General features: G+C 67.8%; 21 protein-coding genes. 10 read left to right on the top strand and 11 right to left on the bottom strand.

What is annotated here, in order from left to right; genetic code table 11:
- Window positions 1–6: 6 nt before the first annotated feature.
- Genes G6N47_RS12850 through G6N47_RS12825 form a run of 6 tightly spaced genes read left to right on the top strand, consistent with a single transcriptional unit; the run spans window position 7 to window position 7,374 of the window.
- Complete coding sequence (locus G6N47_RS12850; protein ID WP_083131416.1) at window positions 7–1,155, top strand: acyl-CoA dehydrogenase family protein; 1,149 nt, start codon at window positions 7–9, stop codon at window positions 1,153–1,155.
- Window positions 1,155–2,744 carry an acyl-CoA carboxylase subunit beta gene (locus G6N47_RS12845; protein ID WP_139799456.1) on the top strand — a complete coding sequence of 530 codons (1,590 nt, stop codon included), beginning with the start codon at window positions 1,155–1,157 and terminating at the stop codon, window positions 2,742–2,744. Before G6N47_RS12850 ends, G6N47_RS12845 begins: the two co-directional genes overlap by 1 nt.
- 5 nt (window positions 2,745–2,749) lie before the next feature.
- Entirely contained in the window at window positions 2,750–4,720 is a 1,971-nt protein-coding gene (locus tag G6N47_RS12840; protein ID WP_083131415.1) for an ATP-binding protein, read from the top strand.
- On the top strand, window positions 4,717–5,883 hold the full coding sequence (locus G6N47_RS12835) for an acyl-CoA dehydrogenase family protein (protein WP_083131414.1): 1,167 nt from the start codon (window positions 4,717–4,719) through the stop codon (window positions 5,881–5,883). Before G6N47_RS12840 ends, G6N47_RS12835 begins: the two co-directional genes overlap by 4 nt.
- On the top strand, window positions 5,883–6,728 hold the full coding sequence (locus tag G6N47_RS12830) for an enoyl-CoA hydratase family protein (protein WP_083131413.1): 846 nt from the start codon (window positions 5,883–5,885) through the stop codon (window positions 6,726–6,728). Before G6N47_RS12835 ends, G6N47_RS12830 begins: the two co-directional genes overlap by 1 nt.
- 46 nt (window positions 6,729–6,774) lie before the next feature.
- On the top strand, window positions 6,775–7,374 hold the full coding sequence (locus G6N47_RS12825; RefSeq protein WP_083131412.1) for a DUF1707 SHOCT-like domain-containing protein: 600 nt from the start codon (window positions 6,775–6,777) through the stop codon (window positions 7,372–7,374).
- A 5-nt stretch (window positions 7,375–7,379) separates the two neighbouring features.
- Here G6N47_RS12825 and G6N47_RS12820 read toward each other — a convergent pair whose 3' ends face one another.
- The 7 genes from G6N47_RS12820 to G6N47_RS12790 all read right to left on the bottom strand — a co-directional run bounded on the left by G6N47_RS12820 (window position 7,380) and on the right by G6N47_RS12790 (window position 15,963).
- The gene (locus tag G6N47_RS12820; RefSeq protein ID WP_083131411.1) at window positions 7,380–9,353 is read right to left on the bottom strand and encodes a vWA domain-containing protein; all 1,974 of its coding nucleotides are present in this window, start codon (window positions 9,351–9,353) and stop codon (window positions 7,380–7,382) included.
- Entirely contained in the window at window positions 9,346–10,731 is a 1,386-nt protein-coding gene (locus G6N47_RS12815) for a sigma 54-interacting transcriptional regulator (RefSeq protein ID WP_083131410.1), read from the bottom strand. Before G6N47_RS12815 ends, G6N47_RS12820 begins: the two co-directional genes overlap by 8 nt.
- A gap of 78 nt (window positions 10,732–10,809) precedes the next feature.
- On the bottom strand, window positions 10,810–11,361 hold the full coding sequence (locus G6N47_RS12810) for an LGFP repeat-containing protein (protein ID WP_179966381.1): 552 nt from the start codon (window positions 11,359–11,361) through the stop codon (window positions 10,810–10,812).
- A 184-nt stretch (window positions 11,362–11,545) separates the two neighbouring features.
- Window positions 11,546–13,117 (bottom strand): bifunctional phosphoribosylaminoimidazolecarboxamide formyltransferase/IMP cyclohydrolase, encoded by a 1,572-nt coding sequence (gene purH / locus G6N47_RS12805; protein ID WP_083131408.1) that lies wholly within the window; start codon window positions 13,115–13,117, stop codon window positions 11,546–11,548.
- Window positions 13,114–13,743: a phosphoribosylglycinamide formyltransferase gene (gene purN / locus G6N47_RS12800; protein WP_083131407.1), complete on the bottom strand. Its 630-nt coding sequence runs from the start codon at window positions 13,741–13,743 to the stop codon at window positions 13,114–13,116. Before purN ends, purH begins: the two co-directional genes overlap by 4 nt.
- Before the next feature lie 9 nt (window positions 13,744–13,752).
- On the bottom strand, window positions 13,753–15,003 hold the full coding sequence (locus G6N47_RS12795) for a cell division protein PerM (protein WP_083131406.1): 1,251 nt from the start codon (window positions 15,001–15,003) through the stop codon (window positions 13,753–13,755).
- Window positions 15,004–15,051: 48 nt separating this feature from the next.
- Complete coding sequence (locus G6N47_RS12790) at window positions 15,052–15,963, bottom strand: DUF5336 domain-containing protein (protein ID WP_083131405.1); 912 nt, start codon at window positions 15,961–15,963, stop codon at window positions 15,052–15,054.
- Window positions 15,964–16,184: 221 nt separating this feature from the next.
- On the opposite strand from G6N47_RS12790, the gene G6N47_RS12785 reads away from it, so the two are divergent.
- Entirely contained in the window at window positions 16,185–17,033 is an 849-nt protein-coding gene (locus tag G6N47_RS12785; RefSeq protein ID WP_083131404.1) for an LLM class F420-dependent oxidoreductase, read from the top strand.
- Here G6N47_RS12785 and G6N47_RS12780 read toward each other — a convergent pair.
- Genes G6N47_RS12780 through sucC form a run of 3 tightly spaced genes read right to left on the bottom strand, consistent with a single transcriptional unit; the run spans window position 17,030 to window position 20,637 of the window.
- Window positions 17,030–18,556 carry an acetyl-CoA acetyltransferase gene (locus G6N47_RS12780; RefSeq protein ID WP_083131403.1) on the bottom strand — a complete coding sequence of 509 codons (1,527 nt, stop codon included), beginning with the start codon at window positions 18,554–18,556 and terminating at the stop codon, window positions 17,030–17,032. The genes G6N47_RS12785 and G6N47_RS12780 overlap by 4 nt on opposite strands.
- Window positions 18,553–19,455 (bottom strand): succinate--CoA ligase subunit alpha, encoded by a 903-nt coding sequence (gene sucD / locus G6N47_RS12775; protein ID WP_083131402.1) that lies wholly within the window; start codon window positions 19,453–19,455, stop codon window positions 18,553–18,555. Before sucD ends, G6N47_RS12780 begins: the two co-directional genes overlap by 4 nt.
- Window positions 19,456–19,473: 18 nt before the next feature.
- On the bottom strand, window positions 19,474–20,637 hold the full coding sequence (sucC, locus tag G6N47_RS12770; RefSeq protein ID WP_083131401.1) for an ADP-forming succinate--CoA ligase subunit beta: 1,164 nt from the start codon (window positions 20,635–20,637) through the stop codon (window positions 19,474–19,476).
- A gap of 305 nt (window positions 20,638–20,942) precedes the next feature.
- On the opposite strand from sucC, the gene G6N47_RS12765 reads away from it, so the two are divergent.
- Window positions 20,943–21,977 carry a M23 family metallopeptidase gene (locus tag G6N47_RS12765; RefSeq protein WP_232080199.1) on the top strand — a complete coding sequence of 345 codons (1,035 nt, stop codon included), beginning with the start codon at window positions 20,943–20,945 and terminating at the stop codon, window positions 21,975–21,977.
- A 147-nt stretch (window positions 21,978–22,124) separates the two neighbouring features.
- On the top strand, window positions 22,125–22,652 hold the full coding sequence (locus G6N47_RS12760; protein ID WP_083131399.1) for a hypothetical protein: 528 nt from the start codon (window positions 22,125–22,127) through the stop codon (window positions 22,650–22,652).
- Here the strand turns inward: G6N47_RS12760 and pcrA are convergent, their stop codons facing one another.
- The gene (gene pcrA / locus G6N47_RS12755) at window positions 22,653–24,971 is read right to left on the bottom strand and encodes a DNA helicase PcrA (RefSeq protein WP_083131398.1); all 2,319 of its coding nucleotides are present in this window, start codon (window positions 24,969–24,971) and stop codon (window positions 22,653–22,655) included.
- Between the two features lie 300 nt (window positions 24,972–25,271).
- Here pcrA and G6N47_RS12750 point away from each other — a divergent pair, with 300 nt between their 5' ends.
- Window positions 25,272–25,535, top strand: coding sequence for a chorismate mutase (locus G6N47_RS12750; RefSeq protein WP_062539235.1), 264 nt, complete (start codon window positions 25,272–25,274; stop codon window positions 25,533–25,535).
- Window positions 25,536–25,554 lie beyond the last annotated feature (19 nt).

The raw sequence follows: 25,554 nt of genomic DNA, 5'->3' as shown, positions 1-25,554 counted from the left end.
GTTCCTGTGAGTATCTGGACCACCCCGGAGCGCGACCAGCTCCGAAAGACCGTGCGCTCGTTCGCCGAGCGGGAGATCCTCCCGCATGTCGACGAGTGGGAGAAACTCGGCGAGCTGCCGCGCGACCTGCACCGCCGCGCCGGTGAAGCCGGGCTGCTCGGCGCGGGATTCCCCGAGGCGGTCGGTGGCGGTGGGGGCGACGGCGCCGACGCGGTGATCATCTGCGAGGAGCTGCACGAAGCGGGCGCGCCCGGCGGCGTGTTCGCGTCGCTGTTCACCTGTGGGATCGCGGTGCCGCACATGATCGCTTCGGGCGATGAGCGGCTGATCGAGGAGTTCGTGCGGCCGACGTTGCAGGGCGAGAAGATTGGCGCGCTGGCCATCACCGAGCCCGGCGGCGGCTCCGACGTCGGGCACCTGCGCACCACGGCCACACGCGACGGCGACCGCTACGTCGTCAACGGCGCGAAGACGTACATCACCTCTGGGGTGCGCGCAGACTACGTCGTCACCGCGGTGCGCACCGGCGGGCCTGGCGCAGCGGGTGTTTCGCTGCTCGTGGTGGAGAAGGGCACGCCCGGTTTTGAGGTCACCCGCAAGCTCGACAAGATGGGCTGGCGGTCCTCCGACACGGCCGAGTTGTCCTACACGGACGCGCGAGTTCCTGCGGCAAATCTGGTCGGCGCGGAGAACAGCGGCTTCGCCCAGATCGCTGCCGCCTTTGTGTCCGAACGTATCGGCCTTGCCGCACAAGCGTATTCGAGTGCCCAGCGCTGCCTGGACCTGACGGTGCAGTGGTGCCGCGATCGGGAGACGTTCGGCCGGCCGCTGATCTCGCGTCAGGCCGTGCAGAACACGCTGGCCGAGATGGCTCGCCGCATAGACGTCGCGCGGGTGTATTCCCGCAACGTGGTGGAGCGCCAGCTGGCCGGCGAGGCCAATCTGATCGCACAGGTGTGTTTCGCCAAGAACACCGCGGTGGAAGCCGGCGAATGGGTGGCCCACCAGGCCGTGCAGTTGTTCGGCGGGATGGGGTACATGGCCGAGTCCGAGGTCGAACGCCAGTACCGCGACATGCGCATCATCGGTATCGGCGGCGGCACCACCGAGATCCTCACCTCACTGGCCGCGAAAACCCTGGGATTCCAATCATGATCCTTCAGTCGGTGCTGGACCCTCATGCGCCCGCCTACAGCGAAGCGGCCGCGTCGCTGTCCACCAAACTCGACGAGATCAACGCCGAGCTGGCCAAGGCACTGGCCGGCGGCGGCCCGAAATACGTCGAGCGCCACCACGCCCGCGGCAAGCTCACCGCGCGCGAACGCATCGAGTTGCTGATCGACCCGGATTCCCCGTTCCTGGAGTTGAGCCCGCTGGCCGCGTACGGCACCGCGTTCACGGTGGGCGCCAGCCTGGTCGTCGGCATCGGCGCGGTGTCGGGTGTGGAGTGCATGATCGTCGCCAACGACCCGACGGTCAAAGGCGGCACCAGCAACCCGTGGACCCTGCGAAAGATCTTGCGGGCCAACCAGATCGCATTCGAAAACCGGCTGCCGGTGATCTCCCTGGTGGAGTCCGGTGGCGCGGATCTGCCCACCCAGAAGGAGATCTTCATTCCCGGCGGGCGGATGTTCCGCGACCTGACCCGGCTCTCGGCGGCCGGAATTCCCACGATTGCGTTGGTGTTCGGCAACTCCACCGCGGGCGGGGCCTACATCCCCGGCATGTCCGATCACGTCGTGATGATCAAAGAGCGCTCGAAGGTGTTCCTCGCAGGCCCGCCCCTGGTCAAGATGGCCACCGGTGAAGAGTCCGACGACGAATCACTGGGTGGCGCCGAAATGCACGCCCGCATCTCGGGTTTGGCCGATTACTTTGCGGTCGACGAGCTCGACGCGATCCGGATCGGGCGTCGCATCGTGGCCCGGCTGAACTGGAAGAAGCTGGGACCCGCACCGGGGCCGGTCAGCGAGCCGCTGTTCGACGCCGAAGAGCTGATCGGCATCGTGCCGTCGGATCTGCGCATCCCGTTCGATCCTCGCGAGGTGATCGCCCGCATCGTCGACGGCTCCGAATTCGACGAATTCAAACCGCTGTACGGCTCGTCGCTGGTGACCGGATGGGCCCGGCTCCACGGCTACCCGCTGGGCATCCTGGCCAACGCCCGCGGCGTGTTGTTCAGTGAGGAATCCCAGAAGGCCACCCAGTTCATCCAGCTGGCCAACCGCTCCGACACGCCATTGTTGTTCTTGCACAACACCACCGGCTACATGGTGGGCAAGGACTACGAAGAGGGCGGGATGATCAAGCACGGCTCGATGATGATCAACGCCGTGTCGAACTCGACGGTGCCGCACATTTCGCTCCTGATCGGCGCGTCCTACGGCGCCGGCCATTACGGGATGTGCGGGCGCGCCTACGACCCGAGGTTCCTGTTCGCCTGGCCGTCGGCAAAGTCCGCGGTGATGGGCGGCGCCCAGTTGGCCGGTGTGCTGTCGATCGTCAGCCGGGCCGCCGCGCAAGCCCGCGGACAGCAAGTCGACGAAGAGGCCGACGCCGCGATGCGTGCGGCCGTCGAGGGCCAGATCGAAGCCGAGTCGCTGCCGCTGGTGCTGTCCGGGATGCTCTACGACGACGGCGTCATCGACCCGCGCGACACCCGCATCGTGCTGGGAATGTGCTTGTCCGCCATCGCGAATGCACCGATCGAGGGGACGTCGAACTTCGGCGTCTTTCGGATGTGAGTCAGATGATTACTCGAGTACTGGTCGCCAACCGCGGCGAGATCGCCCGGCGGGTGTTCGCCACCTGCCGGCGGCTGGGGCTGTCCACCGTCGCGGTCTACACCGACCCCGACGCCGCCGCCCCGCACGTCGCCGAGGCCGACGCCCGAGTGCGGCTGCCCAACACCACCGACTACCTCAACATCGACGCGCTGATCGCCGCGGCACGCGCCTCCGGCGCCGACGCCGTGCATCCCGGCTACGGATTCCTCTCGGAGAACGCCGATTTCGCGGCCGCTGTCGCCGATGCTGGCCTGACCTGGGTCGGGCCGCCGGTGGCGGCGGTGCGGGCGATGGGCTCCAAGATCGAGGCCAAGAAGATGATGGCCGCCGCCGGTGTTCCGGTGCTCGAGGAACTCGACCCCCAGAGCGTGACGCAGGGGCAGTTGCCGGTGCTGGTCAAGGCGTCGGCCGGCGGTGGTGGCCGCGGCATGCGGGTGGTCACCGAATTGTCAGCTCTGGCAGGTGAAGTCGAGGCCGCCCGGCGGGAGGCGGCTTCGGCGTTCGGCGACCCGACGGTGTTCTGCGAGCGCTACCTGCCCACCGGACACCACGTCGAGGTGCAGGTGCTCGCCGACACCCACGGCACAGTCTGGGCGGTCGGAGAACGCGAATGCTCGATTCAGCGCCGGCACCAGAAGATCATCGAGGAAGCGCCGTCGCCACTGGTGGAGCGCACACCCGGGATGCGCGCCAAGCTGTTCGACGCGGCACGGCTGGCCGCCGCCGCGATCGGCTACGCCGGGGCCGGCACCGTGGAATTCCTCGCCGACGACGACGGCGAGTTCTACTTCCTGGAGATGAACACCCGCCTGCAAGTCGAGCACCCGGTCACCGAGGAGACGACGGGCCTCGACCTGGTCGAACTCCAGCTCGCGGTGGCCGACGACGCCCGCCTCGGCACGGAACCGCCTGCGGCACAAGGTTATTCGGTCGAGGCCCGACTCTACGCCGAGGATCCGGCGAAGGGCTGGCAGCCACAGGCCGGCGCCGTGCACCGTTTCGACGTGCCGAGGGTGCGCGCCGAGTTCGACTCGCTCGGCGCGCGCACCGGAATCCGGCTGGACTCCGGGATTGTCGACGGGTCGGTGGTATCCATCCATTACGACCCGATGCTGGCCAAGGTCATTTCGTATGCGCCGACCCGTCACGCCGCCGCGACCGTGCTCGCCGACGCGCTGGGCCGTGCCCGCATCCACGGCGTGCGCACCAACCGCGACCTGCTGGTGAACGTGCTGCGGCATCCGGCATTCCTCGACGGCGCCACCGACACCGCATTTTTCGACACCCACGGATTGGCCGAGCTTTCCGCGCCGCTGGCCGACGCGACGGCGATCCGGCACTCCGCTGTGGCAGCCGCTCTCGCTGACGCCGCGCACAACCGTGCGACGGCACCGGTCTTCAGCTCCATCCCCAGCGGCTGGCGCAACCTGGCATCGGGGCATCAGGTCAAGACCTACCTCGACGACGGCGGCGCCGAGCACCGCGTCGAATACCGGTTCACCAGAAGCGGTTTGGACCTCGCCGACGACGTGCAGCTCATCGCTGCATCGCCCGACGAGGTCGTGCTGGCCGACGCCGACGGGGTCGCGTCCAGCTTCGCCGTCGCCCGCTACGGCGACGATGTCTACGTCGACTCCCCGCACGGGCCGGTACACCTGGTAGCCCTGCCGCGCTTCCCCGAGCCAGGTTCCGCCGTCGAGCAGGGCTCCCTGGTGGCGCCTATGCCCGGCAACGTCATTCGCATCGGCGCCGACGTCGGCGACAGCGTCACCGCCGGCCAGCCGCTGGTGTGGCTGGAAGCCATGAAAATGGAACACACCCTCACCGCCCCCACCGACGGTGTGCTAGCGCAACTCAACGTCAGCACCGGACAACAGGTCGAGGTCGGCGCCATCCTGGCCCGCGTCGACGCATCAGAAGGAGAGCACGCATGACCGACACCAGCTTCATCGAGAACGAGGAACGACGGGCGCTGCGCCAGGCGGTGGCCGCGATGGCGGCCAACTACGGCCAGGACTACTACCTGGAGAAGGCCCGGGCGCACCAGCACACCGACGAATTGTGGAACGAGGCAGGCAAACTCGGCTTCCTCGGGGTGAACCTTCCAGAAGAGTACGGCGGCGGCGGCGCCGGCATGTACGAGCTGTCGCTGGTGATGGAAGAGATGGCCGCGCACGGCTGTGCACTGCTGATGATGGTGGTCTCGCCGGCGATCAACGGCACCATCATCTCCAAGTTCGGCACCGACGAGCAGAAGCAGCGCTGGCTGCCCGGCATCGCCGACGGATCCATCACCATGGCCTTCGCGATCACCGAGCCCGACGCCGGCTCCAATTCACACAAGATCACCACGACCGCCCGCCGCGACGGCAGCGACTGGATCCTTTCGGGCCAAAAGGTTTTCATCTCCGGCGTCGACCAGGCACAGCTGGTGCTGGTGGTCGGCCGCACAGAGGAGACCAAGACCGGCAAGCTGCGGCCCGCGCTGTTCGTGGTGCCTACCGACGCGCCCGGGTTTTCCTACACGCCGATCGAGATGGAGTTGGTCAGCCCGGAGCGTCAGTTCCAGGTGTTCATCGACGACGTGCGGCTGCCGGCTGACGCGCTGGTGGGCTCCGAAGACGCCGCGATCGCGCAGCTGTTCGCGGGGCTGAACCCGGAGCGCATCATGGGGGCGGCCAGCGCGGTCGGCATGGGCCGGTTCGCGATCAACAAGGCCGCCGACTACGTCAAGACCCGCAAGGTGTGGGGCACGCCGATCGGTGCGCACCAGGGTCTGTCACATCCGTTGGCGGCCAACCACATTGAGATCGAATTGGCCAAGCTGATGATGCAGAAGGCCGCGACGCTCTACGACAGCGGCGACGACATGGGCGCGGCCGAGGCCGCCAACATGGCCAAATACGCGGCGGGCGAGGCGTCGGCGCGGGCCGTTGACCAGGCCGTGCAGTCGTTGGGCGGCAACGGGTTGACCAAGGAGTACGGCATCGCGGCGGCGTTGACGGCGTCGCGGTTGTCGCGGATCGCGCCGGTGAGCCGGGAGATGGTGCTCAACTTCGTCGCGCAGACGTCGCTGGGCCTGCCCCGGTCCTACTGATGGACAGACTCGTTCAGTATGCCGTCGACGGACACGTCGCGCGGCTGACGCTGGATTCGCCCCACAACCGCAACGCGCTGTCGACAACACTGGTCGAGCAGCTGCATCAAGGGCTGCGCGATGCGGCCGCCGATCCCGCGGTGCGGGTGGTGGTGCTCGGCCACACCGGCGGCACGTTTTGCGCGGGCGCCGACCTGTCGGAAGCTTCCGGCGGCGATCCGCGTGGCGATCGCGAGCGCGGCGAAGCCGGGCGAAGCGGGTCGCCACCATCGGCATTCGAGATGGCCGCCGACCGGGCCCGCGAACTCACCGCGCTGCTGCGCGCGATCGTCGAGTGCCCGATGCCGGTGATCGGCGCCGTCGACGGCCATGTCCGCGCGGGCGGTTTCGGCTTGGTCGGCGCGTGCGACATCGCGGTGGCCGGCCCGCGCAGCACGTTCGCGCTGACCGAGGCCCGGATCGGGGTGGCGCCGGCGATCATCTCACTGACGTTGCTGCCCAAGATGTCCGCGCGGGCCGCGGCGCGTTATTACTTGACCGGCGAGAAATTTGACGCCAGCGAAGCCGCCGCGATCGGATTGATCACGATGGCAGCCGATGACGTCGAGGCCGCGGTGGCATCGCTGGTGGCCGAGCTGCGGCACGGTTCCCCGCAGGGGCTGGCCGCGTCGAAGGCGCTGACCACCGCCGAGGTGCTGGCCGGGTTCGACCGCGACGCCGAACGGCTCAGCGTGGAGTCCGCCCGGTTGTTCGTCTCCGAGGAGGCCCGCGAGGGCATGCTCGCCTTCCTGCAGAAACGCCCGCCCACGTGGGTTCAGCCCGGTAACGGCGGAGAGGCAGTTTAGCGAACTTGCCTTGCAGCAAAATCTGTTCGTCGTAGGCTCGTCAGTGATGAGCAATTCAGCGCAGCGTGGCGCGCAGGACACGCCGGACGCGGAGTCGCGCGCCGCCGACACCGACCGCATACAAGTAGCGCAATTGCTCACCGACGCCGCTGCACAAGGCCGGCTGCCGATGAACGAGTACGAGGAGCGGCTGACCAAGGCGTACGCCGCGCAAACCTACGACGAACTGGATCGGCTGCGCTCCGACCTGCCGGACTATCCGGTGGCTCCTCGCCGGGGCGCCTGCAAACCCGCACCGTCCACTTTGCTGCTGGCCATCATGAGCGCTTTCGAACGCCGCGGCCGGTGGAACGTGCCCAAGAAGCTGACGACGTTCGCGCTGTGGGGCGGCGGGGTCATCGATCTCCGCTACGCCGACTTCACCTCGCCGGAAGTGGAGATCCACGCGTGTTCGATCATGGGCGGTCAGACGATCCTGCTGCCGCCCGAAGTCAACGTCGAAATCGAGGGCCACGGCGTCATGGGTGGCTTCGACCACAACGTCAAGGGTCAAGGGACGCCCGGCGCACCGAAGGTCAAGATCAAAGGCTTTTCGCTGTGGGGCGGCGTCGGCATCAAGCGGAAGAACCGCAAGCCGCAGCGATAGTGGCACTAACGGCGCCGTCGCGAGCGCAGATAGTCGCCGACCACCGCCGCACCCAACCCGTCGAGATCGGGGACGACCACCCGACCCTCGACTCGTCGCGCGACCTGGTCGATGAACCGTGCCAGGCCGGGATCACTGCCCAGGCGAAAGATGGTGACCTGCGCGCCCAGTCGCGCCATCTCGTCGAACCCGCGCACAGTGTGGGCGATGGTCCGCGGATGGGGCGGATAGTCGAAAAATACTGCGGTGCCGTCGCCGTCGAAATCTTCCAGATGCGCCGTCGGCTCGCCATCGGTGACCACGAGCACAACCGGCTGGGCGTTGGGATGCCGCCGCAAATGCCGGCCGGCCAACGCCAGCGCATGATGCAGGTTGGTGCCTTGCTCGTAAACGCCTTCCAGCCCCATCAGCTCGGCGGGGGTCATCGTCCGCGCGTAACGGCCAAAAGCGATGATCTGCAACGCATCCGAGCGGAACCGGGTGCTCACCAGATGGTTGAGCGCCAGCGCCGTTCGCTTCATCGGCAGCCAGCGGTTCTCCATCACCATCGAAAACGAGGTATCCACCAGTAGGGCGACCGCGGCCTGCGTGCGGGTCTCGGTTTCGGAGACCTCGACATCGTCGACGGTGATATGAATGGGGCCTTCGACGGTACCGGTGCCGGCCTGCCGCAACACCGCATTGGTGAGCGTGCGAGTGACGTTCCACGGCTCGGTGTCCCCGAACTGCCAGGGGCGCGTCGCGCCGGTCAGCTCGCCGGCCGCTCCGGCGCGGCGGTGGTCGCGCTCACCGCGGCGCCCGGAAAGCTGTTGCGCCACATCGCGTAACGCGGTCTCGCCGAGCCGTCGCATTGCCTTGGGCGACAGCCGCCATTGGCCGTCGGAGCTGCGATCCAGAAAGCCCTGGTTGAGCAGGGCGCGTTCGAGTTCCGCCAGCGTTCGGGCATCGATCGCCGCCTGGTCGCCGAGCTGGCGGGCCAGCGCGTCGAGGTCGACGTCGTCCATGGTTGCGCCCGGGTAGCTCTGGGAGAGCTGCTCGGCCAACTGCTCGAGTTCGGCGATGTCGGCCAGCGCCTGCGCACCCTCCCCCATGCCCAACGGGTTGTCTCCGGAGAACTCCGACGACCCGGTCCAGTCCTCGCCCGGCCGCAGCATTTGCAGGTTGGCGTCCAGCCGGGAGAGCGCCTGCTGCAACGCGGGGGACCCGAATGCCTGCTGCGCCAACGCCTCCAGCTCGGCACGCTGGTCGGGGCTCAGGCTGTTGAGGAAACGCTGCGCGGCCGCCGCGCGCTGAGCCAGCGAGTCGATCAGCTCTTCGACGTTGCGCGGGTTCTCCGGGAAGAACTCGCCGTGCTTGTCCATGAAGTTCTGGAAATCTTGCTGCGTGTCCTCGCCGCGGGCATGCTTGTCCAGCAGGTCGTTGAGGTCGTCCAGCATCTCGCCGACGCGCCGGCGGTCCTCGTCGGTGGCGCCCTCCAACGCCTGCTTCATGCCGGCGAAGCGCTGGTCGAGCATCTCGCGGCCGAGCAGATCCTTGATCTGCTCGTACTTTTCGCGGGCTTCGTTGCTGCGCCAGTTGTAGTCGGAGAGCTCCTGGATGGCCTTGGCGGGCGACGGCGACAGCGCGTCCAGCTGCAGCTCGCCGAAGCGTGCGTCGTCGTCCAGGGCGCGGGCCAGTTCTTTGCGCTCGGCGAGCACCGCCTCGTCGAGTAGCTTCTTGATCTCCTGCAAAGTGCCGTCTAAGTTGTTGCGCCGCAACAACTCCCGCCGTCTCCGGTTGGCCTCGGCGGCCAGCCGGTCCGCGCCCGGCATGTTGCGAGTGCCCCGCCGCAGCAGCTCGGACAACGCCCGGCGCGGCGAGGTGCCCGCCATGACGTCCTGGCCGATCTGCTCGAGCGCCTCGCGCAGATCCACCGGCGGCGCCAAGGGGTCGGGCCCGCCGGTGTAGCGCGAGTACCGCGTCGAGTGGCCCTTAGCCATAGACGGTTTCGCCTTCGCCGGACACCTTGTCGATGCGCTTGGCCAAATACAGTGCCTCCAAAGCCAATTCGAGCGCAGCGGCGCGCTCCCCCTCCGATTCGGCGCCCAGCCGCCGCGCGACGGCGTCGACGACCGGCAGGTCCGGCAGCGCGGCCAGCACGTCCTTGGCCGACACCCGCTCTCCCGTCGTCACCGCGGAACCACCCTCGACCGCGGCCACCAGCGAGCCGACGTCAAGGCCCCCAAGCACTTTGGACGCGGTGTCGGCGGTCGCACGCCGCAGCAGGTGTTCGAGCACCGCCTGCTCGCGGCCCTCCTCGCCGGACTCGAATTCCAGCTTGCCGCGCAGCACGTCGATCACGGTGCCCAGATCGACCACCCGGGCCACCGGGTCCGTCTCCCCGAGCAGCGCGCCGCGATGCCGGGCGGAGGCCGCCACTGTTTCGGCCGCCGCGATCGCAAAGCGGGCCGACACCCCGGAACGCTGATCGACCGAACTGGACTCGCGCAGGTAGCGCGCGAACCGGGCGATGATCTGCGTCAAATGGTCGGGTACCTGGGCGCTCAGGTGTGCCTCCTGCAGGATCACCCCCACCTCGGCGTCGAGTTCCAGCGGGTAGTGCGTGCGGATCTCGGCGCCGAACCGGTCCTTGAGCGGCGTGATGATCCGGCCGCGGTTGGTGTAGTCCTCCGGGTTGGCGCTGGCAACCACCAGCACGTCCAGCGGCAGCCGCAGCGTGTAGCCGCGGACCTGGATGTCGCGCTCCTCCATCACGTTGAGCATCGACACCTGGATGCGCTCGGCCAGGTCCGGCAACTCGTTGACCGCCACGATGCCGCGATGCGCCCGCGGGATCAGGCCGTAGGCGATGGTCTCGGGGTCGCCCAGGCTGCGGCCCTCCGCGACCTTGATCGGGTCGATGTCGCCGACCAGGTCGGCCACGCTGGTGTCGGGGGTGGCCAGCTTCTCGGTGTAGCGCTCGCTTCGGTGTTTCCACTCCACCGGCAGGTCGTCACCCAATGTGGCGGCCCGCCGGATCGACTCCGGGGTGATCGGCGAGAACGGGTGCTCGGGCAGCTCGGCACCGCCGATCACCGGCGTCCACTCGTCGAGCAGGCCGACCAGCGCCCGCAGCAGCCGGGTCTTACCCTGGCCGCGTTCGCCGAGCAGAACGACGTCGTGGCCTGCGATCAGCGCCCGTTCCAGCTGCGGGATCACCGTGTCGTCGAAGCCCAGGATTCCCGGCCAGATGTCGTCGCCCTCGGCTAACGCCGTGAGCAGGTTTTCCCGGATTTCTTGCTTGACTCCCCGCTCGCGATGCCCGGCGGCGCGCAGTTCGCCGACGGTGCGGGGCAGATGGCTCGGTGCGGTCACCACTCCACGCTACGACTGCTTCGCGCGTGCACAAGTAAAGGGCGGGCAATCAGTGTCGATTGCCCGCCCTTCGACCCTCGTCTACTGCTCGACTGCCGTGGCCTGCTCGTCGCCCGGCTTCCACGTGATCGTGCCGTGCTCGAACGTCGACTTCTTGCCGCCGTCGGGGGTGTCTACCTCGTCGCTGGTCGGGTAGCCCAGCTTGCCCTGCGAACCGCCCAGCTCGTTCCACTTGTCGCGGATCTTGCCCCACACCACATAGGACGCCGTCTTGTGAACGATCACACCGCCGTCGAACTGCTGGTAAACACCGCCGTCGGGATTCTTCTGCTCGTTGCCCGTCGGCGCTCCCAGATCTTTGCGGTCCTTCTCGGAAAGGGACTCGTACTTCGCGAGAATCGGCCCCTCGACCGTGTATTCGGTGCCGTTGGCGCCGGCGATCTGCGTAGAACTCGGGGCGGCGCTCTCGGCCGTGGTAGATGGAGCCGCGGCAGCCGACGACGACACCGATGACGTCGCCGAACTAGTAGCTTCGCCCGTCTTTTCCTTCTTCTCGGCACATCCAGCGCCCATCAACGCGACTACTGCAATCGCCGCGGAAATTGCCGCCGTTCGTTTCGTTATCGCGCGCATCTCGTTCCTCTCGATTGGAAGGGCCCGCCATCTACGTGCCCAAGCGGGGATGCTATCGGGATCGACGACGGCCCGACAGGGAATCGGGCAGACCGCCAGCAAACCGCCACTGCTTCGTCGAGCGTGGACTTAATGCACGCCGATCTCGATTTCGCGTAGCACAGTCCTACGCTCGGCGACGCTTTTAGTGGGCGAAATGGCGTGCGCCGGTGAGATACAGCGTGACGCCGGCCTTGTCGGCCGCTGCGGTCACCTCGTCGTCGCGCACCGAGCCGCCTGGATGCACGATCGCCGTCACGCCGGCGGCGGCCAGCGTCTCCAAACCGTCCGGGAACGGGAAGAACGCGTCGGAGGCAGCGACGGCGCCGCGCACCCGATCCCCGCCGCGTTCGACGGCCAAACGTGCGGCGTCGACGCGGTTGACCTGGCCCATGCCGACGCCGACCGTCGCGCCGTCGGCGGCGATCACGATCGCGTTGGACTTGACCGCCCGGCAGACACGCCACGCAAAGGCCAAGTCCGCCAACGTTTCCGGTGAGGCAGGCGATCCGGCAGCCAGCGTCCAGTTGGCCGGGTTGTCGCCCGGCGCGTCGAGCCGGTCACGCTGCTGCATCAGCAGCCCGCCGCTGACCTGGCGCAGCTCGGTGCCGCCGGACAGCGGCTCGGAGGCCACCAGCACCCGGATGTTCTTCTTACGCGCCAATACGTCTACGGCACCGGGCTCGTATGCCGGCGCCACGATCACCTCGGTGAAGATGGTGCTGACATACTCGGCCATCTCGACGCTGACCTCGGTGTTGGCGGCGATCACTCCGCCGAACGCGCTCAGTGGATCGCATTCGTGGGCTTTGCGATGCGCATCGGCCACCGAGACGTTCGAGACCGCGATCCCACACGGGTTGGCGTGCTTGATGATCGCCACGCAGGTCTGCTCGTGGTCGAACGCCGCCCGCCATGCCGCATCGGCGTCGGTGAAGTTGTTGTAGGACATTTCTTTTCCGTGCAGCTGCTCCGCCTGAGCAAGACCGGGCCAGGCGGCGGGATCCCTGTACAGGGCCGCCTGCTGATGCGGGTTCTCGCCGTAGCGCAGCGAAGCCGAGCGCCGCCACGAGCCGGCGAACCACTCCGGGAACGCCATCGCCGGCTGCTCGGGCGCCAGCGTCGACCCCATCCAGCCCGCGACCGCGATGTCGTACTCGGCGGTGTGCCGAAACGCCAACGACGCCAATCGCTTCCGCTCGGCGAGAGTGAATCCGCCGCCACGCACCGCGGCCAGCACGCCGTCGTAGCCGCGCGGATCGACGACCACCGCCACGCTGGGATGGTTCTTGGCCGCCGCCCGCACCATCGACGGTCCGCCGATGTCGATCTGCTCGACGCACTCGTCGACACCGGCTCCGGAGTCCACAGTTTCGCTGAACGGATACAGGTTCACCACCACCAGCTCGAAGGCAGCGATACCAAGCCGCTCGAGGGCAGCGGCGTGCTCGGGCTTGCGCAGATCGGCGAGTAGCCCCGCGTGCACATGCGGATGCAGGGTCTTGACCCGGCCGTCGAGCACCTCGGGAAACCCGGTCACCTCCTCCACCGGTGTGACGGGAATTCCTTTGGCTGCAATGGTTTTCGCTGTCGACCCGGTCGAGACGATGTCGACGCCGGCCGCGTGCAGGCCTTCAGCGAGTTCGACCAGTCCGGTCTTGTCGTAGACGCTGATCAATGCACGGCGGATCGGCCGTCTCCCGTCGATGTCGCTCACCCGATAACCGCCTTTCGTCCCGTCCAGGTCACGCCGCCGGTCACCACCGCGGCCACCACGTCCACCAACAGCCGTCGCTCCACGACCTTGATCCGCTCATGCAGCGTCGCTTCGTCGTCGTCGTCGAATACCGGAACCGGTTGCTGCGCCAGAATCGGCCCGGTGTCGGTGCCGGCGTCGACCAGGTGCACCGTACAGCCGGTGACTTTGACGCCGTATGCCAGCGCATCGGCCACCCCTCGCGCACCGGGGAACGCCGGCAGCAGCGTCGGGTGGGAGTTGACGATACGTCCGGAGAAGAGCGAGAGGAATTGCGGCCCAAGGATTTTCATGAAGCCGGCCGAGACGATCAGGTCGGGCGAATGCGCCGCGGTGGCCTCGGTGAACGCCGCGTCCCAGGCGTCGCGGCCGGGGTAGTCGGCCAGCCGGGCGGTGAACGTCGGCACCGACGCGGCCGCGGCGATCTCGGCGGCGCGGCAGTCTCGGTCCACGCCGACGGCCACGACACGGGCCGGGTAGTCGCCGACGGCGGCGTCCAGCAGCGCGGCGAGCAGCGAACCCGTACCCGACGCCAGGACCACCAGTCGTGCCGGTGCGCTCGGAGGCACATGGAGCGGTTGCTGCACAGGGCGAGCCTAATCGTCCTCTGCAGGCGGCTCGTCGGCGTCGGTCGGCGTGGCGGGCGCCTCATCGGCGGGCTCGTCGACGGATGGCTCGGACTCGGGCTGGGGTTCGGCGACCGGCACCGGTTTAGGCCGGCGGCTGATCCCGCCGGCCATCGCGACCGTGATTGCACCAATGCCGGCGAACCACAGAAACACCGCGATTCCGAACGTGTCCTGGTCGACGCCGACTCTGCCGAAATTGCCCAGCTGCCCGCCGCCCGCATAGCCCAGCAACACCATTGCCAGCGCCGCGAGCACCGCCGCCGCCAGCAGCTTGACGGTCGCCGGACCCAACGGCAGCGGCCGTCGTGCGCACTGCTGCCCGACCGCCACGCCGGAGGATGCCCCAACGATCAGCAGCGCCACCCACGCCGGGCCCAGCGGCGGGCTGGGCGCCGCGGCCAGCACGGGAAGCGCCGGAATATCGCCACCGAATACCGTGAACGAGCTGAACGTCGCAAAGCCCAGCTGGGCGCTGGAACCCACGGCGACCGCTGCCGTCCCGACGATGATGTTGGGCACATACAACACCGACAGCACGGTCAGGCTGAACTGGCCGAAGATTGAATCGGTGATCGCGTAGAGCTCGTGCATGGTGCCCCAATGCACCACCAGTGAGCCGGCCGCCACCACACCCGAGAGCCCCACCAGCGCCAGGACGCCCGCCGTCGCGGCCCGCAGCGAATCGCCCAGCCAATCGGGCACCGGCGAGGCGGCCAACGCCCGGCGGCCGACGCGGGAGCCCACCCCGATCGCCGCGCCGATCCCATGGACCACCAGCACACTGAGGAACGCCCGCAGCGCGCTGGGCGTCTGCAACTCGGTGATCACCGACGCGGCGTCGTGGATGACCGCCAGCGAAATCGCGGCGATCAGCAGCGGCCCGCCCAGCGCAGAGGCCACCACCCAGCGGATCACGAACCACGACGCGGTGGCGGCGGTGGCCTGCGCCGTGGTGCGCGCGGTCCCCCACACCATCAACAGCACCGGCAGCAGCGGCATCACGCCCAGTTCACGGCCGCCGATCGAGATCGGCACCTGATGCACGCCGAGCCACATGCTGGCGATAGCGCCCAGCGCACCGGTCATGTCGCTGTTGGCGATCAGCAACTGCAGCAACGTCACCGCGGCGATGATGACCAGCGCCACCACCGCCGGCCCGAAAGCCACCCTCAGCAGGTCTCGGGCCTGACGCGCCCCCGGCACGCGGCTATCCTCCACCCGCGTCACGCTTCGCGCACGTCGACGACTAGGCGCGGGAACGCCCGGTTAGGACTGTGACTGACCCGAGGACGGCGACTGCGGCTGCTGGCCCTGGCCATAGGACTGCTGAGCCTGTCCGCCGTGGTTGCCGGAGTTGGCCTGGCCCGCGCCCTGGCTACCCGAACCGCCCGACTGCGGCTGGCCGAAGCTGGGAAAACCGGTGGGCGGGGTGGGCGGACCGTGCTGCGAGCCCTGCTGCCCACCTTGTTGCGGTCCGGACTGCGAGGCCTGCTGCTGCGGTCCGGTCTGCTGGCCGACCGTGCTGAAGCCGCCGGTCGACGGCGACGACGGGTAGCCGCCGTACTGAGAGCCGTAGCCGGAGTGCTGGGGTGACTGCTGCGGGCTGTGCTGCTGGTAGGGACCCTGCTGGCCGTAGTACCCGCCGTACTGCCCGTAGTGTCCGAACTGCTGGTCGTATTTGGGCCGCGGCGCCGGCGGCGTGATGACGCCTGCGTCCAGCAACAGGGCGGCAACCGCCGCAATGGCCTGCAGCACGGCGCAGGCCAGCACGAACCACAGGGCCCAGCCGATCGAGAAGCCGCTCGGCTTGCCGAGGGCCTCCTTGATCACTGTCAACACCCCGAACACCGCGATCGCGGCGACCACCGCCGAGTAGTTTTTGGCCTTCGGCAACAGGCCGACCGCGGCCAGCAGGCCCGCCAACAGCGCGCCGATCACGCCGATGCCGACGTCGCCGCCGGTGATGTCACCCACCGGACCCACGTCGGAGCTGACGGTGTACATCGGCCCGAAACTCGCCAGATAGCTCGCCAGCCCGAGCGCCACCACCGCGATGGTCAGGTAGAGCCCCAAATTGCTTGCGCCCTCTTCGGATTTCGCGAACGACGGCGTGGAGGCCCCATACGAGCCTTGTGACTGCGCGGGCGGATATCCGGGGCTGCCGGGCGAGTAGGTCATGACTTCTCCTGTGCTTCGGTTGCCGTTGCTGTACTCCCAGGCGCCGCTCCCGCGACGCTACGTCGGACCGCTCGATGAACGCCAGAGCGGCGAGCGCGGGCGTTGCGACGCGATTCGACCATCCACGCTAGCGCACCTCGGAATACTCAGGACGCGCCAGTCGGCGTGTCATGCGGGGCCCCGCGCTTGCCCGCCAGATTGGAACACGTTCTAATTCAGGGATGGATTACGGGCTTGTGTTGTTCACCAGCGACCGCGGCATCACCCCGGCGGCGGCGGCCGTGCTTGCCGAAAAGCAGGGATTCCGCACCTTCTACGTGCCCGAACACACCCACATCCCGGTCAAGCGCGAGGCCGCGCACCCGACAACCGGCGACGAGTCGCTGCCCGACGACCGTTACATGCGCACGTTGGACCCGTGGGTCAGTCTGGGCGCGGCGTGCGCCGTCACCTCGCAGGTTCGGCTGTCCACCGCGGTGGCGTTGCCGGTCGAACACGATCCGATCACGCTGGCCAAATCGATTGCCACCCTCGACCATCTCTCTGGCGGCCGGGTGAGTCTGGGCGTGGGATTCGGTTGGAACACCGACGAACTCGCCGACCACGGTGTGCCGCCCGGGCGCCGCCGGACGATGCTGCGCGAATACCTCGAGGCTATGCGCGCGCTGTGGACGCAGGAGGAAGCCGCCTACGACGGCGAGTTCGTCAAATTCGGGCCGAGCTGGGCCTGGCCCAAGCCGGTCCAGTCGCACATTCCGGTGCTGGTCGGGGCCGCGGGGACCGAGAAGAACTTCAAGTGGATCGCCCGCAGCGCCGACGGCTGGATCACCACGCCGCGCGACTTCGATATCGACGAGCCGGTGAAGCTGTTGCAGGACACCTGGGCGGCCGCCGGCCGCGACGGCGCCCCGCAGATCGTGGCGCTGGACTTCAAACCTGATGCCGAGAAGCTGGCCCGCTGGGCCGAACTGGGCGTGACCGAGGTGTTGTTCGGCTTGCCCGACCGCTCCGAGGACGAAGTGGCCGCTTACGTCGAGAGGCTGGCAGGCAAGCTCGCGGCGATGGCCTAGAAACTGCAGCGGTTGCCGTAGTCGAAAAAGCGCACCCTCACCGCCTGTCCGAGCGGATCCCCGTCGGTTAGCAGCGCGATCAGATCGTCGTCCTCGGTGGTGGCCAAAAACCGGCTGTTGTCGGCGTCGAGGCGGCCGATGATGATTCCGGTCAGCCGGCCGTTGTCCCGTCGCACGGTGTAGGTCTCGACGGTGCCGGTGCCGTCGGCCTGTTCCGTCACCGCCACAGTGGGCCACGTCTCGACCTCCGCCTGCAACTGCGCGCTGCGATCCGGTTTCCACTCGGTCGGCGTGGTCGAGTAGATCCCGACCGAGTACTTGCTCATGATGCCGCCGTTGGCGCCGACGAGCCCGAAATCGCCTGGGCGGCTTCGCATTGCAGCGACGGTCTCCGCGACGCCGTGCATCGAGTAGTTGTTGCCGGCGCCGCCGAAGAACGGCAGGCCGCCGGTCAGCGTCAGACCGCGCGGGTCGTCGGTCGCGATGCCCATGCCGTCGCAGATGTTGAACACCGGCACCGGGAAGCAGCTGTACAGGTCGAAGGTGGCGACGTCGTCGACACCAATTCCGGCGACGCGCAACGCCTCCCGCACCGCCATCACCGCCGACGGCGCGTGTCCCAGATCTGGGCGATCGAGCAGACTCTGCTCGGCCATGTCGGCGTGGCCGTGCAGGTAGACCCAATTATCTTCCGGCACACCGAGTTTGCGCGCCGACTCCACCGACATCAGCAGCGCCGCCGCGCCCTGGTTCACCTGGTCACGGGCCACCAGCAGCCGCGGATACGGATCGGAGATCATCCGGTTGCTCTCGGTGACCGTGATCAGTTCCTCGACGCTGCGCGCCACCGGCGCGGCGGCGAACGGGTTCGCAGCGGCCACCTTGCTGAACGGCGCGAACAACTCTCCCATGCGGCGCAGATACTCGGCGGGACTCAGGCCAGTCGAAGCCCGTCGGGCATTTTCCAGCAACGCGTACTGCGTCGGTGCGTCGACCAGGCCGTGAATCACGGTGTAGCGGCTGATCAGCCCCTCCAGACCGTGCCCGCGGTCTTCCAGCGAGCCCTCGACCGTCTCGGAGAAGTCGGGCTTGTTGTCGGCCTCCGCGAAGTAACGGTTGGTCGACGTGGCGTCCGACCCGAAGATCAGCGCGACGTCGCAGTGGCCGGCGGCGATCTCGCCGGCCAACTCGGTGATCAGATGCTGCGGCCCCTGGCCCCCGACGATCTCCAGGATCGCCCGGGCCGGGTCGGCGTCGATGCGGCCCGCCACCGACCGCGGATAGTTGTTCGACTTGCCCAGTACCGCCTGGGCCGGCCCGGAGATCTCGAATTGCCGCACGCCCGCGACGGTGTCGATCGCCGCCGCCACCTTCGCAACGTCGGCGCCGCAATCCTCGAGCGCGGCCCGGGCGCCCGCCGTGGCCAGCTCGACGGCCGACATGGCCCGGTAGTAGGGGTCGTCGATCCGCTCGGCAGCCTGCCCGACGCCGACGACGACGGGCGTGCGGGCGTCGATACTCACAACTCCTGCAGAATCTTCCGCGCCAAAGCCGCCGTCTCCGACGGGGTTTTGCCGACCTTGACGCCGGCCGCCTCCAAGGCCTCCTTCTTGGCGGCCGCGGTGCCGGACGAGCCGGACACGATGGCGCCGGCGTGGCCCATCGTCTTGCCTTCCGGCGCGGTGAATCCCGCGACGTAGCCGACGACCGGCTTGGAGACGTTGGCCTTGATGTAGTCGGCCGCGCGCTCTTCGGCGTCGCCGCCGATCTCGCCGATCATCACGATGACCTTGGTGTCCGGGTCTTTCTCGAATGCCTCGATGGCGTCGATGTGGGTGGTGCCGATCACCGGGTCGCCGCCGATCCCGATCGCGGTCGAGAAGCCGAAGTCACGCAGCTCGAACATCATCTGGTAGGTCAGGGTGCCCGACTTGGACACCAGGCCGATCGGACCGGCTCCGGTGATGTTGGCCGGCGTGATGCCGACGAGCGACTGACCGGGGGTGATGATGCCGGGACAGTTCGGCCCGATGATCCGGGTCTTGTTGCCCTTGTGCACGTTGTAGGCCCACGCATAGGCGCTGTCCTGCACCGGGATTCCCTCGGTGATGACGACCAGCAGCGGAATCTCGGCGTCGATGGCCTCGATAATGGCGTCCTTGGCGAATTTCGGCGGGACGAAGATGATCGACACGTCGGCGCCGGTCTCCTTCATGGCCTCGGCGACGCTGCCGAACACGGGCAGCTTGATCACCCGGCCGCCCTTGTCCTCGTGGGTGACCGTGGTGCCCGCTTTGCGGGCGTTGACGCCGCCGACGATCTGGGTGCCGGCCTTGAGCATCCGGGCGGTGTGCACGGTGGCCTCGCTGCCGGTGATGCCCTGAACGATGACCTTGTTGTCCTTGGTCAAAAAGATAGCCATGGGTCATGTTCCTTTCGGTCAGGCGCTCGCCAGCTCGGCGGCTTTGTCGGCGGCCTCGTCCATCGTCGCCACCAGTGTCACCAGCGGATGGTTGGCCTCGGCCAGGATCCGCCGGCCCTCCTCGACGTTGTTGCCGTCCAGCCGAACCACCAGCGGCTTGTTGGCTTCGTCGCCGAGCATCTTCAGCGCGGACACGATGCCGTTGGCGACGGCGTCGCAGGCAGTGATCCCGCCGAAGACGTTGACGAACACACTCTTGACCTGCTCGTCGCCAAGGATGACGTCCAGCCCGGCGGCCATCACCTCCGCGGACGCGCCACCACCGATGTCCAGGAAGTTGGCCGGCTTCACGCCGCCGTGCTTCTCGCCGGCATAGGCGGCGACGTCCAGGGTCGACATCACCAGGCCGGCGCCGTTACCGATGATCCCGATCTGGCCGTCCAGCTTGACGTAGTTGAGGTCGTGTTCTTTGGCCTTGAGCTCCAGCGGGTCGGTGGCGTCCCGGTCCTCGAACTCGACGTGGCCGGGCTGGCGGAAGGCGGCGTTGCCGTCGAGCGTCACCTTGCCGTCCAGCGCCAGGATCTGGTCGTCCGGCGTGCGCACCAGCGGGTTGACCTCGACCAGGGTGGCGTCCTCGGCGACGAAGAGCTCCCACAGCTTCTGGATCGTCACGGCAGCGGCGTCGAGCACCTCGGCCGGCAGGTGGCCCTGCTCGGCGATCGACCGTGCGAAGGCCAGATCGACTCCCTTGACCGCGTCGACGGGAACCTTGGCCAGCCGCTCGGGCTTGGTCGCGGCGACCTCTTCAATTTCCATGCCGCCCTCCACCGAGCACATCGCCAGGTAGGTGCGGTTGGCCCTGTCGAGCAGGAAGGAGATGTAGTACTCCTCGGCGATGTCGCTGGCCTCCGACACCAGCAGTTTCTTGACGACGTGCCCCTTGATGTCGAGGCCGAGGATGTTGCCCGCGTGGGTGTAGGCGTCCTCGGGGGTGGCGGCGTACTTCACGCCACCGGCCTTGCCACGACCACCGGTCTTGACCTGTGCCTTGACCATCACCGGGCGGCCGATTTCCTCGGCGATCGCCTTGGCGCCATCGGCGCTGTCGGTCACCCGTCCGGGCGTGGTGGGCACGTTGTGCTTGGCGAACAACTCCTTCGCCTGGTACTCGAAGAGATCCATGGGCTCACTGTCTACGAGGTCGGCCTGATTAGGTAGCGGCTGGGTTCCGGGCAAGGCCCTGAACCGCGCCCCGGGGGAACTGTATCGACCCGCAATCCTGGCGCCGTCGTCGCGTCCGCTGTTGTGGCGCAGGTCACCGCGGTGCCATGCCGTATGCTGTGCCGAGCACGGACCCGAGACCCCGCGCGTGATGCGGATCACATTATCGAGCGGGATTCCTGCCACGTCTTGCGAGGTCCCTACCTCTGTGGTTAACGTCTCAGGGTCCAGATAACGTTATGGTTACGACGCGAGGGACATTCAGGTTGGCCCAGCACCGTTCTGCCCGGTCTCCTGTTGCCGGGGACTCTCGTGGATCGCGCGACCGCTGGTCAGACCTCGACCGCAACGAGGTCACCGACATCATCCCCTTCAACGAATTCGGCACCCTCGATGACCTGGACTTCAGCGACAACAGCGTCTTCGGAAGCACAGCGTCGGTACTGGACGCGCCCGAGCTCGACGACCTGCACGACACCGACGACCTGACCCCGCTGCGCCTGGCCAGCCCCAGCGAACACCCCACCGAGCGGACCAGTTCCTACCGCCTTGAACTGCACGGCCGTCCCAGTAACGCCGACGCGCCCTGGCGCCGCCCGCAGCACCGCAGGCAACTCAGTGGCGCGGCGCGGGGCCGGATGCTCATCACCGCCATGGCCGCCGGTGCCGCGGCTGCCGCGGCACATTCGGCCACACACCCCTCCGATGACTCGAAGGCCGAAACCGTCCTGGCCGCCGACGCGTCGACGCCCAGCGGCGGCCCCATCACCACCTCGGCCCGCGGCATGCAGATGGTCACCGTGAAGCCCGCCGCAAATGTTGCCGTACACAACGCCGAACTCGCCCACGCCGTGGCGTTTGCTGAAGAGCGCGCCCAGCGGGAGGCGCGCCTGCAGCAACCACTGTTCGTCATGCCGACAAAGGGCATATTCACGTCGAATTTCGGGTACCGCTGGGGTGTGCTGCACGCCGGGATCGACATTGCGAACTCGATCGGAACTCCGATCCTCGCGGTGTCGGACGGGGTCGTCATCGACGCCGGCCCGACCGCCGGCTACGGGATGTGGGTCAAGCTGCGCCACGCGGACGGAACGGTCACGCTGTACGGCCACGTCAACACCACGACGGTCAGCGTCGGCCAGCGTGTGATGGCGGGCGATCAGATCGCCACGATGGGCAACCGCGGCAACTCCACCGGTCCGCACCTGCATTTCGAGGTGTTGCTGGGCGGCACAAACCGGGTGGACCCGGTGCCGTGGCTGGCCAAGCGGGGCCTGAGTGTCGGAAGTTTCGCCGGTTGATCGATTACCGGGTCAACCGATTCCGCATCCGGCGATAATCCGCCTACCAACCCACCAAGCGGTCCTGTCAGCGGCGGCAGCCCCGCTGCCCGCGCGGCAGCCACGCGGCCCACAGGGCCATTGCACAACGCCACAGGAAGGCCCGAGGTGACCGCATCCGACGACGAAGCGCCGCGGACCCGCATCATCCGGCGAGCACCGACGACGCCGCTGCCCGTGATAGCGGACGATGCCCGCACCACCCACATTCCGCGCCAACCACCCGGCCGCGGCGTCTACCCCGCTTCGCGCCCGGCGCTGCCCGAGGCGAGCAAAACGACCGCTGTGGCGGCGGCCGCCGTCAGCATTGTCAGCGGCTGGGCCACCTCGGTGGTCGCCACCGATCTGATCGCCGGCTGGTGGCAATCCGACCGACTGTTCTGTGTCGCGGTCGGGTTTTTGGCGCTGGTGTTTGCGCTGGCCACGGTGTCCGGGGTGATCCTGCTGCTGCTGCGACGGGGGCTCGGCCGCTACCTGATCGTGGCCGGTGCCGCCGTCGCAGTGCTGACCTACCTCGGTGTGTTCATCGCGGGCGCGCGGGTGGCCTGGATCGTGCACTTCCTGCCGCTACTTCCGATTGCCAGCGCGGTCTTGGCGCTGCACCCGCAAACGAAGCGGTGGATGCGGGAGGACTGACTACAGCTTGGTGAGTGGGGCGTGGTTGTGCATCAGCTTGACCCGCCCCGAACTGCCGAAGTCGATCAGCGACATCGCCGATTCCCCGACGCCGGAGACCTCCTCGACACGGCCCAGCCCGTACTTGTCGTGCGACACCCGGTCGCCGGGCTCGAGCACCAGCAGCGGCCGGTTGCTCTTGGACACGTGGGCCGGTGACGGGCGCGACGACGGCCCGAACCGCCCGGCGCCGCTCACCGGCGCACTGAACGACGGGGCCGGGTCGCTGCGCCGCCAGTCGATCAGTTCCTGCGGGATTTCCCGCAGGAACCGCGATTCGGGATTGAGCATCGGCTGGCCCCACGACGAGCGGACCTTGGCCCGGCTGACGTAGAGCCGCTGCCGGGCCCGGGTGATCCCGACGTAGGCCAGCCGCCGTTCCTCGGAGAGTTCGCCTGGATCGCCCAACGCCCGCATGTGGGGGAACATCCCGTCCTCCCACCCGGTGACGAACACCACCGGAAACTCCAGCCCTTTCGCGGTGTGCAGCGTCATCAACGTCACCACGCCGGCGTTGTGCTCGGGAATTTCGTCGGCGTCGGCGACCAGCGACACCCGCTCCAGGAACTGCGCCAACACACTGGTGTCGGGCACGTCTTCGTCGTCGGCACCCTCCTCGAGCGCGGCGGTGTTGGCCATGTCGGTGGCGAATTCGTGTGCGACGCTGACGAGTTCGTTCAGGTTGTCCAGCCGGGCCAAATCCTGTGGATCGCTTGAGGATTCCAGCTCCTCGCGATAGCCGGTGCGGTCGAGCACCGCCTCGACCAATTCGCCGAGGTCGCCGTCGAGCCGGCCGCGCAGCTCGTCGAGCATCTCGACGAAACCCGCGATCGCTTTCACCGAGCGGGAATTGAGCATCGGCACTTTGCCTTGGGCGGCAGCGTCGAGCGCGTCGGCGAAACTGGCACCTGTGTTTTCGGCGTACACCGCCACGCAGGCTTCGGCCCGATCACCGATTCCGCGCCGCGGCGTGTTGAGAATGCGCCGCAGGCTCACCGCGTCGCCGGGGTTGTCCAGCACCCGCAGGTAGGCCACGATGTCGCGGATCTCTTTGCGCTCGTAAAACCGAACGCCCCCAACGACTTTGTATGGGATCCCGGTCCGGATGAACACCTCTTCCAGCGAGCGCGACGAGTTGTTGGTGCGGTAGAAGACCGCCACATCGTTGTACGTGATATCCCCGCGCTGGGCCAACGCCTCGATCTCTTCGGCGACAAACCGTGCCTCGTCGTGCTCGTTGTCGGCGACGTAGCCGACAATCAACTCCCCCTCGCCCGCATCGGTCCACAGCCGCTTCTCCCGGCGTCCGGAGTTCCGCGAGATCACCGAGTTGGCCGCCGACAAGATGTTCTGGGTCGAGCGGTAGTTCTGTTCCAGCAGAATCGTGGTGGCGTCGGGGTAGTCGCGCTCGAAGTCCTCGATGTTGCGGATCGTCGCGCCGCGGAAGGCGTAGATCGACTGATCGGCATCCCCGACAACACACAACTCGGCCGGCGGCAACCCGCCGTCCGTGCCTTCTTCACAGCCCGGCCCCACCAGCTCGCGCACCAGCACGTACTGCGCATGGTTGGTGTCCTGGTACTCGTCGACCAAGATGTGCCGGAACCGCCGCCGGTAATGCTGGGCGATCTGCGGGAAGGCCTGCAACACCGCGACGGTCCCGCCGATCAGGTCGTCGAAATCCAGCGCGTTGGCTGCCCGCAGCCGGTGCTGATATTCGGAGTAGACGGCGGCGACGGTGCGGGCCAGATCGTCGGAGTCGTCGGAGAGAGCCGACGTCGCCTGCTGCGGGTCGATCAGCTCGTTTTTCAGGTTGGAAATGGCGTTGGCCAGCAGCCGCGGCGAATACCGCTTGATGTCCAGGCCCATGTCCTTGCCGATCATCTGCAGCAGTCGTCGCGAATCGTCGGCGTCGTAGATCGAGAAGTTGGAATTGAGCCCCGGGATCAGCGTGGCTTGGTTACGCAGGATCCGCACGCAGGTGGAGTGGAACGTCGACACCCACATAGAGCGCGCTCGCGGGCCGACCAACTGAACCACCCGCTCGCGCATTTCGGCGGCCGCCTTGTTGGTGAAGGTGATGGCCAGAACCTGGCCCGCACCCACGTCCCGCGCGGCCATCAGGTAGGCAATGCGCCGGGTCAACACCGCCGTCTTGCCCGAGCCGGCACCCGCGACGATCAGCAGCGGGGAACCCTCGTGCAGCACCGCCTGGCGCTGCTGGGGGTTGAGGCCGTCGAGCAACTGATCCGGCCCGGCATCGGTCACGTGCATCGTCAATCTGCGCCGCTCCTCCTCATCGCTTGGCTCTGCATCGTCGTCGGCGCGGTCATTGTCTGTCCAAACTTACCGCCGCTCGACGACATCTTTTGCGACGGCGCGGGCGCGGATGGCAGACTCGAGACGTGCTCGACAAGCAGCATCGATTTTTCTACGGATACCGGTCCGCGGTGCCCGTGGCTTAGCTGCTTCCCGACAGCCCCGAGGCCCGCATCCGGATTCGGGGCTCGTCTGTTGTGTGCGGCCGGAATACGGATGAGGCCAAAACCCACCAACAGCGAGAATGCGGAGTCACAATAAATGACGATGGAAACGGAACAGCTTCCCGATATCGACGAGCTGCGTCAGGAGATCGACCGGCTCGACGCTGAGATACTGGCTGCGGTCAAACGCCGCACCGAGGTATCCCAGGCAATCGGCAAGGTCCGGATGGCCAACGGGGGAACCCGGCTGGTGCACAGCCGCGAGATGAAGGTCATCGAGCGCTACAGCGAGCTCGGGCCCGACGGCAAAGACCTCGCGATGCTGCTCCTGCGTATGGGCAGAGGCCGGCTCGGCCACTAGTACCGGGGGCACGCCGGGC

This window comes from Mycobacterium branderi (assembly GCF_010728725.1).
Taxonomy (GTDB): domain Bacteria; phylum Actinomycetota; class Actinomycetes; order Mycobacteriales; family Mycobacteriaceae; genus Mycobacterium; species Mycobacterium branderi.
Note: the sequence above shows the minus strand (reverse complement) of the source record. Positions and strands in the feature narration are given on the sequence as shown.